This is a genomic window from Streptomyces sp. NPDC101152 (assembly GCF_044768275.1).
In the GTDB taxonomy this organism is placed as follows: domain Bacteria; phylum Actinomycetota; class Actinomycetes; order Streptomycetales; family Streptomycetaceae; genus Streptomyces.
This window is the reverse complement of sequence record NZ_JBIWPO010000063.1, coordinates 26,311-34,504: the sequence shown is the minus strand read 5'-3', so window position 1 is coordinate 34,504 and position 8,194 is coordinate 26,311. Positions and strand designations below refer to the sequence as shown.

7 protein-coding genes, 1 tRNA gene and 1 pseudogene are annotated in these 8,194 nt (G+C 72.8%); 3 read left to right on the top strand and 6 right to left on the bottom strand.

Annotated features, from left to right (window positions below):
* The 3 genes and pseudogenes from ACIRVK_RS40580 to ACIRVK_RS40570 all read right to left on the bottom strand — a co-directional run.
* Positions 1–362 (bottom strand): annotated as a pseudogene (locus ACIRVK_RS40580) (2-phosphosulfolactate phosphatase); the annotation flags it as partial.
* Positions 363–377: 15 nt separating this feature from the next.
* The gene (locus tag ACIRVK_RS40575) at positions 378–1,103 is read right to left on the bottom strand and encodes a class I SAM-dependent methyltransferase (protein ID WP_404256345.1); all 726 of its coding nucleotides are present in this window, start codon (positions 1,101–1,103) and stop codon (positions 378–380) included.
* A gap of 28 nt (positions 1,104–1,131) precedes the next feature.
* The gene (locus tag ACIRVK_RS40570; protein ID WP_404256351.1) at positions 1,132–2,382 is read right to left on the bottom strand and encodes an MFS transporter; all 1,251 of its coding nucleotides are present in this window, start codon (positions 2,380–2,382) and stop codon (positions 1,132–1,134) included.
* 142 nt (positions 2,383–2,524) lie between these two features.
* Between ACIRVK_RS40570 and ACIRVK_RS40565 the strand changes: the two genes are divergently transcribed.
* Positions 2,525–2,851 carry a hypothetical protein gene (locus ACIRVK_RS40565; RefSeq protein ID WP_404256343.1) on the top strand — a complete coding sequence of 109 codons (327 nt, stop codon included), beginning with the start codon at positions 2,525–2,527 and terminating at the stop codon, positions 2,849–2,851.
* Positions 2,852–2,907: 56 nt separating this feature from the next.
* On the opposite strand, the gene ACIRVK_RS40560 is transcribed toward ACIRVK_RS40565, so the two are convergent.
* A tRNA-Val gene (locus ACIRVK_RS40560) sits at positions 2,908–2,982 on the bottom strand.
* Between the two features lie 143 nt (positions 2,983–3,125).
* On the opposite strand from ACIRVK_RS40560, the gene ACIRVK_RS40555 reads away from it, so the two are divergent.
* Together ACIRVK_RS40555 and ACIRVK_RS40550 are read left to right on the top strand one after the other, a co-directional pair.
* The gene (locus tag ACIRVK_RS40555) at positions 3,126–4,499 is read left to right on the top strand and encodes a hypothetical protein (RefSeq protein ID WP_404256341.1); all 1,374 of its coding nucleotides are present in this window, start codon (positions 3,126–3,128) and stop codon (positions 4,497–4,499) included.
* 35 nt (positions 4,500–4,534) lie between these two features.
* Complete coding sequence (locus ACIRVK_RS40550; RefSeq protein WP_404256339.1) at positions 4,535–4,753, top strand: zinc ribbon domain-containing protein; 219 nt, start codon at positions 4,535–4,537, stop codon at positions 4,751–4,753.
* Here ACIRVK_RS40550 and ACIRVK_RS40545 read toward each other — a convergent pair.
* Positions 4,750–5,559 (bottom strand): HAD family hydrolase, encoded by an 810-nt coding sequence (locus ACIRVK_RS40545; RefSeq protein ID WP_404256338.1) that lies wholly within the window; start codon positions 5,557–5,559, stop codon positions 4,750–4,752. The two genes, ACIRVK_RS40550 and ACIRVK_RS40545, sit on opposite strands and share 4 nt — an antisense overlap.
* Positions 5,559–8,177, bottom strand: a complete 2,619-nt coding sequence (locus tag ACIRVK_RS40540; RefSeq protein WP_404256336.1) for a phosphoribosyltransferase — start codon at positions 8,175–8,177, stop codon at positions 5,559–5,561. The genes ACIRVK_RS40545 and ACIRVK_RS40540 overlap by 1 nt, the downstream gene beginning before the upstream one ends.
* Positions 8,178–8,194: the final 17 nt, after the last annotated feature.

Genomic DNA, 8,194 nt, shown 5'->3' with positions numbered 1-8,194 from the left:
CTCCACCTCACAGGCCTCGGCACCTGACCGCGAACAGGCCTGCAACCAGCTCCAAAGTCAACCCCCGAAGGACTTACGACGCAGACCACTAAGCCCGCGCACAGGACCAGCGAGGCCCGCGCCACCGCCAGCGCGCCGGCCGTGCCGGGGGGTCGTCTTCTGACGACGGTACGCCCCGTCAGCTCCCGTGAGGCGATGATCCCGGGAGAGTTGACCGCGTCGAAGCCCGGCGCGGGGGCTCCGTCCTTCCGGGCCGTCCAGGACGGATGGCGCCGCTTCAGCGCCAGGGCCTCCTCCTCCGACGCGGCCGGCACGACCTTCTCGGCCCCTCGGGCGAAGGCCCAGGCGGCCACCGCGCGGGCGCCTCATAGTGCGGTTCACGGGCGGCGCGCCACGAACACGATCTCCTTTCCCGGGCGGTCGGGAGCGTCGCGGACCTCCTCCACCACATAGCCGTGCGCCACCAGATCCCGCTCGACCTCCTCCCGTTCCCGGAAACGCAGGGTCGAGTCCGAGGTCAGGACCTGTCCGTCGGCGGCGAAGACGTAGGTCCAGCGGAAGGTCACGAGAGGCGGGCGCACCTCGACCAGGTGGACCCAGGTCTCGACGGAGCCGACACCCGGGATCTCCGTCACGCGGTGGGAGGCCTCGCGGTTCCACTCCTCCCAGGCGCGCCGCGACGGATCCCGGGTCTCGAACACCAGCCGCCCGCCGGGCCGCAGCGCCTCGTAGGCGCCCCGCAACAGCTGCCGCCACGCGCGCGGGTCGGTGATCTCCTGGGCGGCGTTGGCCGTCATCGTCACGAGGTCGGCCCGCAGCGGCGGAAGCACCGTTGCGTCGCCGCAGATCCACCGCACCCCCTCCCCGCCCGGCTTGCCCCGGGCCACGTCGATGGACGCCCGGGCGGGATCGACCCCGACGACCTCGATCCCCCGTGCGGCCAGGAGCAGGGCGAACACCCCTGTCCCGCAGCCGAGGTCCAGCACCCGGAGCGTCCCGAACTCCTCCGCCATCCGTAGGTAGGCGTCGAGATCACTCCGGTCGGGGTCGAGCGAGTCGTAGACCGCCGCGAGGCGCGGATGCCGGAAACATTCGTCAGCCATGCCGCCGAAGGTATGCGGCGAGCAACCCTCAGAGACACGGCGCCTGATCGGGGTCCGCGGCGGGAAGCGTGCGTCCCAGGCGCGCGAGCGGTGACAGGGCCATGAGCACCGGGGACAGCAGCATGCCCACGGCCGTCACGAGGAGGCTGGGGCGGGTCCCCCACGCCTGGGCGAGGAAGCCGCCGAGCAGCGAGCCGAGCGGGGTCATTCCCATGCCGACACAGTTGATCGTCGCGGCCACACGGCCCTGCAGCCCCGCCGGGGTGGCGGTCTGGCGGACGGCCATGACCGTCACGTTGACCAGCTGGCCGAAGGTCCCGAAGACGAAGTTGACGGCGAGGAGCGCGCACACCGTCGCCGCCGAGGGGCCGTGCAGCGTGGGCACGAACAGGAAGACGCCGTCGCCGAGTGCCGCCGCGGACACGAGTACCGCGCCGTGCCCGAAGCGGCTCGGCAGGCGGGCGGCCAGCAGCGAGCCCAGGAGCGCGCCCGGCCCGGTGGCCGCGAGGGCCAACCCGACAGCGGCGCCCGACAGGTGCAGGTCCCGGGGCAGGAACAGCAGATAGACGGTCATCACGGCCGCGAAGAAGAACTGGAAGGCGGCCGACGCCAGGCACACGGTCCGCAGCGAGGTGTCGCCTGCGACGAACCGGAGGCCCTCACGGATCCGCTGCCAGACCCGCGGAGGGCGCTCCGGGCGTTCCGGGACGGATTCCCGGCGGCCGATCCGACGGATCGACAGGAACGACAGCGCGAAGAACACGGCGCTGCAGGCGACCGCCACCGGCGCCGACAGCACCGACACCAAGGCGCCCCCGAGGGCGGGACCGCCGATCTGCGCGGCGGACCGGCTCCCCTCCAGCGCGCTGTTGCCCCCCACCAACTGGTCGCGCCGCACCAGCCGTACCAAGGACGCCTGGTAGGCCACGTCGAAGCAGACGGACAGCGCCCCGACGACGAAGGCGACCACGAACAGCGCGGGCAGGCCCAGCCCGCCGAGGAGACCCACGACCGCGGCGGCGCCCAGTGCCAGGGCCCGGCCGGCGTCCGTGACCACCATCAGCGTGCGGGTCCGCCATCTGTCCACCCACGCGCCGACGAAGAGCGACAGCAGCAGGATCGGCGCCTGCCCCACCGCGCGCAGGACACCGAGCTGACCGGCGCCGGCGTGCAACGTCAGGACGGCGAAGAGCGGCAGCACCACCAGGCTCGCCTGCTCGCCGAGTTGGGAGACGGTCTGGCCCACCCAGAGCCTGCGGAAGTCCCGGTCCCGCCACAGGCTCGAGGGTCCCTCGGGTTCGTAGGTTCGCTGTACCGCGACCAACTCCCCCTCGGTCACTCGTGGTCACTCGCCGAACCCGAACCCTAGCGACCCCCGAAGAAACTCGCATCCCAAAATCGAACAGGCGTAGCATTGTGCCGTGGCTACGACCTATGACTTTCCCAGTGACCTCCTCGCCGGTCAGGAGGAGCTGCATCAGGTCCGGGCCGAGCTGTCGGCCCTGCTCAAGCGCCTCCCCTGGTCGGTCGAGCCCCTGGACGGCTTCAGTGACACCGGCGGCTGGCGCAAGGTGGAGCGCCCCGCCTCCCCCGGCTGGACGCCCGACGAACAGGCCGAGGTGGAGAAGCTCCGCCGCCGCGAACACGAACTCGCGGTGTTCGTCACCACCCACCGCTTCTGGACCGAGGTGGCGACCGGCGACCGCGTGGAGGCCCGGACGAGGCTGAAGCACGCGCGGAGCGAATGAAGAGGAGTGGACGAAGAAGACCCCGGCCGAGGTGGCCGGGGTCTTCTTCGTTCTCTTGGTGGGCGCGGACGGTTTCGAACCGCCGACATCCTGCTTGTAAGGCAGGCGCTCTACCCCTGAGCTACGCACCCGAGACGAGTCGACAGCCTACCTTGCCGCAGGCGGTGCCCCGCAAACCCGAACTGACCGGCCCCTTTTTTCGTCCTCCACTGGGTACGGGTGGGAGAATGAGACCCGGTACCCGCCAGGACGGATGACAGCACGGGAGAGGGATGTGACGGCGACACCTTCGCAGCCGTACTCGCCGTTGGTGCCGCGCGCACACCGTCAGGCGGTCGGGGACGTCCTCACCCTCCTCGCCCTTCCTATCGTCGCGGCGCCGGTGCTGCTCGCCGCGTTCGCCGGCGGCGGCACCCGGCGCTGGTTCGGCGGGCGGGCCGAGAGCCAGCGGGCCGAGGCGCAGGCGGCGAAGGACGCGGCGGCGGCCGCGTTCTACGAGCTGGACACCGCGCAGCGGGACCTGCGGATCTCGATCGAGACGATCACGGCCGTGGACGACTCCCCGGCCGCCCGCCGGGTCGTGTCGGACTTCGAGGCGCTGGGCCGGCGCATCGACGAGGTCAGCCACCGCTACATCGAGGCCGTCGACGCCCATGATCTCGACCGTGACGACCTGGAGGCCTCGGTCGCCGCACACGCGCGGACCGAGCTGACCCGGGCCAAGGACGAGCTGGCGAACGTCAAGCGGGAGCTGGATCGTTTCGGCGACGGCCTCGGACCGCTGCTCGGCAAGGCGGAGACCCAGCTGGCGCGGCTGGCCCCCGCGGTCGAACGGGCGCGCCAGGGCCTGCTCGCCGCTTCGAACGCGCTCGACGCGGTCCGCGCCTCGGGGCTGCGGGCGGACGATCTCGCCGCGCGCCTCGCCGCTCTCGGCCCGGAGCTGACGAAGCTCAACCAGGGCGCCGGGCAGCACGGCGTGCCGGAGACGCTGGAGCGGGCCGAGCGGGTGGCCCGGGAGGCCGGGGCGGTACGCGCCGAGGCCGAGCGCCTGCCGGAGAAGGCGGCCGAGATCGACCACCGTCTGGTGTCGCTGCGCACGCGCGCGCAGGCGCTGACCACCCGTGCCGGTCAGGTGGAGCCGGTGCTGAGCGAGCTGCGGCGCCGCTTCTCGGCGGCCTGCTGGCAGGATCTGCAGCACGTACCGGACCAGGCCGCGGAGAACGTACGGCAGGCCGAGCTGAAACTGAAGGAGGCCCAGGCGGCCCGCGACGCCCAGCGCTGGCCGGACGCGACGGCGCAGTTGTCGACGGTACGGGCCCTGCTGAACACCACCGACGAGTCCGTCTCGGCGGCACGCGACCGCCTCCAGCGCCTGAACGCCGTGCAGAAGGACCCCCAGCAGGAGATCGAGCGGACCCGTTTCGCGATCCGGGACGCCCAGCGCCTGGCGATGACGGGCCGGGCGACCCCGGAACCGCGCCACGCGCGCCCCCTGGACGACTCCGTGGCGCGGCTGGACCGGGCGGTCGGCTCCCTGGAGGGCCGGCACCCGGACTACTGGCACTTCCTGACGGAGACGGAGGCGGTCCGCCGGACGGTCGCGGACGTGGTCGCGCGGATCCGCGAGGAGCGTGGGGGCGGTCACTGAGCCGCCGCCCCTTGTCCCGCCGCTAACCTGGGCTCATGCCTCGATACGAATACCGCTGCCGCAGCTGCGGCGACACGTTTGAAGTGAACCGGCCGATGGTCCGGTCGTCCGACCCGGCGACCTGTCCTGCGGGGCACGAGGACACCGTGAAGCTCCTGTCGACGGTGGCCGTCGGCGGTACGGCCTCCGCCCCCGCGGCGGCTCCGCAGAGGGCCGGCGGGGGCGGGTGCTGTGGTGGAGGGTGCTGCGGCTAGGCGGCGCGGGTCGCCTTCAGGAACTCCCTCAGGATGCGCTCCCCCGCCAGGACCCCCCGCTCCGGCAGCGCCGTGATCTCCGGGGCCGTCCAGGCGGCGTCCGCCAGTTCGCCGTGCCCCGGGCGCCAGCCCCGGTCCGCCGCCAGCAGCAGGTCGGCGTCGAGGAGGGAGTCGCCCGCGGCCAGGGTCAGGTCGGCCCCGGTCCGCCGCGCGATCTCCCTCATCGCCGCGCTCTTGGTCAGCGGCTTCGGGACGGCGTAGATCTTGCGGCCCTGGAGGGAGACCGTCCAGCCGCGGTTCTCCGCCCAGACCGCGAGTTCCTTCACCCACTCCTCCGGCAGGAGTTCGCGCTCGACGACCAGGTAGGCGAACAGGTCCTCGGCGACCCGGTGTTTGCGCACCCAGACCGGGTCGGCCGTCGCCAGCAGGTGGTCGCGGACCTCGTCCAGCGGGGCGCACTCGTCCGCCAGACGGGCCGTGACCCGCGCGTGCCAGTCCAGATCGGAGACGCCGTCCACCATCAGGTGGCCGCCGTTGGCGCAGATCGCGTACTTCGGCGCCGGGCCGGGCAGGTTGATGCGCAGGTACTGCTTGCGGGTACGGGTCGTCGTCGGCACGAAGACCGCCGCGTCCCCGAGTTCGGTCAGCAGCCCGGCCGCCGTCTCCGTCATGAACGACAGCGGTCTGCTCTCGTGCACCTCGACGCAGAGCAGCCGGGGCGCCCGCGCGTCCGGCATGGTCAGCGCGAGGGCCGCCGGGGAGTAGATCAGCGTACGGTCGAGGTCGCTCGCCACCAGCACCGGCATCAGACGTTCACCGCCGTGCCGTCGGCGCCGGTCGCCCCGCGCGTGAACCGTGGGTGGATCAACCCCATGCAGGTGTACGGCAGTTCGGCGACCTCCTCGACGGGGACGCCCCGCTGCTCGGCCAGCAGCCGGACATGGTCCAGGTCCGCGCCGGCCCCGGCCCGGGCCAGGATCTTCCACGGCACCCGGCGCAGCAGCACCCGGGTGGTCTCGCCGACGCCCGGCTTGACGAGGTTGACGTCGTGGATGCCGTATTCCTCACTGATCCGCTCGACGGCCGCCCAGCCCTCCCAGGTGGGCTCGCGGTCGCCGGACAGCAGCTCCTTGGCCTGCGCGTCCACCGACTCCGCGACCTCCGGGAAGCGGGCGGCCACGGCGTCGAGGAAGTCCGACGAGACGTCGGCGCCCGCGAGTTCGCGGTAGAACTTGGCGCCGTGGAAGTCGTGCGGGCCGACCAGGTCCGCGCGCAGGACCGTCCGCGAAATCAGGCCGGACACGGTCGAGTTGAGGCAGGCGGAGGGGATGAGGAAGTCGTCCCGGGTGCCGAACGTCCGTACGCAGGAGCCCGGGTCGGCCAGGACCGCGATCTCCGGGTCGAAGCCGGTGATCCCCTCGGATTCCTCGAACTCTCTGACCGCGTCGGCCAGTTCGCGGGTGATCGCGCCCTTGCCGGTCCAGCCGTCGACGAACACCACGTCACGCGGGTCGTGGTGGGCGGCCAGCCAGCGCAGCGCGTTGGCGTCGATACCGCGGCCGCGCACGATGGAGACGGCGTAGTGCGGCAGCTCCAGGCCGTGCCGGAACCGGGCCCAGCGGCGCATCAGGACGCCGACGGGGGTGCCGGCACGGGCCAGCGAGACGAGCACGGGGCGCGGCGACCGCTCGGTCAGCACGATCTCGGTGACCGCGCCGACCGCTTGCGCGAGGCGGGCGGCGGTCGTCTCCAGGGCCGCCTGGAACAGCTCCTGGTACTGCTCGCTCGGCTGGTACTCCACCGGCAGCGACTCCGCGTAGTGCGCGCCGCCGCTCTGGATGGCCTCCTCCCGCTCCTCGGTCGGCGCCTCCAGCGTCACGTCCGAGAGGTCCTGCAACAGCCAGCCGACCTCGTCGGGCGGGTACGAGGAGAAGGCGGGGCCGCGGAGGGGCTCGGGCAGCATGGCGGGCCTTTCGGGGACGTACGACGGTATGACCGCCAGCAGGACGTGCGGGGTGTGGTCGGCGAGCCGCGCGAGCAGGCCGTCGGGGGCGTGCAGGCGCGGGGTGTCCGCGGCCGAGTCGACGACGGCGACGACGGCGTCGAAGCCGGCGCCGGCGACGTTGTAGGCGTAGCGCTCGCCGGGGCCGTCGGCCGGGTCGTCGTGGGCGGGGAAGGTGATGCGGCTGCGTATCGCGTAGCCCGGGTCGTCGACGGCGAGGACGGGTGAGCGGGTGGTGGTGGAGTAGCGCACCTCGGCGTCGACGACCTGCTCCAGCTCGCGGGCGAGGCGGAGGGGGGTGTACATCAGCTCCTCGAACCCGAGCACGAGGACGCGGTGCGCGGTGGGGGGGAGTGCCTCTGCGAGGCGGGCCGACATTGCGGGGAGGGCTGCCTCCAGGCGGGCGCGGTGACCCGGTGTGAAGCCATGCCGGCCGCCGTCGGGGAGGCCCCGGGGCCAGTTCAGTTCCACGCGGGTGATGTTGCCGTGGGGTCGCGTCTGCCGGGTGCGGTTGTCTGCCGGGTGCGGGTTGTCGGTGGCTGGTCGCGCCCACGCGGCGGTAGCCGCAGATTCAACACAGCCCCGCGCCCCTTGGAGGTGGGTCGGCGCAACGCCCCTTTTTGGGGGCGCGGGGCTGTTTCGATTTGCGGCTCCGCCGCGAGGCGCGACCAACCCCCGCTCAGCCGCAGACGACGAAGCACCCTCCTCATGCCTGGCAACCAACTCCCGCCCCTTCTCCAGCACCCCCTCCGGCAGGAGCACCCTGCCGGAGGCGGCCGCCACCAGGTCCACCCGTGCTCCGATCTCCCGGCCGAAGGACTCCAGGCGTCCCACGTCCGACGCCGACCGCATGTCGACCAGCGCCACCACCACGTACCGGCGTCGCGGGTACCGTTCGTGGAGATCGCGCACGGTGTTGAGGACCGTGTTGCCCGTCGAGAACTCGTCGTCGACCAGCACCAGCGGCCCGTCGCCCGCGAGCAGCGCGGGGTCCTCCGGGAGCAGCAGGTGCGACGTGGCGTGGGAGTGGGACTCCTCGAAGCCTCCCGCCGCCGCGACCCCCGGTACCGGGCGGCGCGTCGAGTGGAGGTACGGGGCGAGGCCCACACCGTCGGCCACGGAGTGCCCGAGCCCCGTCGCCGTCTCGGCGTAGCCGAGGACCACGGCCTCGCCGGCCTCCTCGGCGCCCAGGAGCTCCCGCACCCGGCGTCCCAGGGCGAACCCGTAGCCGTACACCACCGACGGCGACTGCGGTACGTGCTTGCCGAGGACGTTGGAGACGAGGAGGTGCGCCCGCTTGGGGTTGCGCCGCAGCGCCAGCCCCAGCAGGTCGGTCAGCTCGTCGTCGCCCACGAGTTCGACGCCGAGCCGCTCGGCGACCCAGCTGCCGGACCAGACCCCGTTGTTCACTGCGTTGATCATGCGTCCCTAAGAGAGAG